Below are 269 nucleotides of genomic sequence, written 5' to 3' on the forward strand. Positions count from 1 at the left end.
GGGGCGAGTCCGAGTGGGTCTTGGGCGTTGTAAGCACCCAGGGTGGGACTGTAGCAGCGGAAGCGGTTGTACGCCCACCCGGATTCCACATCCTCGTACTGACCAGCAAACAACAACGGGCTGGTACACCGACCAGACCACGTACGCTTGCCGTACAGCGTTTGGGTGGTGTGTCCCTCGACGACACCGGTGGTGGTGTTGATCAGTTCCTGAGGCGCTCCGGCCAGATCGCACACCAGGGCGTAGAACGTCGCATCAACCCGGGCCTG

Annotated in this window: 1 protein-coding gene; it reads right to left on the reverse strand. The window is 62.5% G+C overall.

All coding sequences use genetic code 11. The annotated features are described in order from the left end of the window. Positions 1-269 (reverse strand): RHS repeat-associated core domain-containing protein (locus HMPREF2678_RS07450; protein WP_141747062.1); only part of this gene is annotated, 269 nt, incomplete at both ends.

This window comes from Corynebacterium sp. HMSC058E07 (assembly GCF_001809885.1).
Taxonomy (GTDB): domain Bacteria; phylum Actinomycetota; class Actinomycetes; order Mycobacteriales; family Mycobacteriaceae; genus Corynebacterium; species Corynebacterium macclintockiae.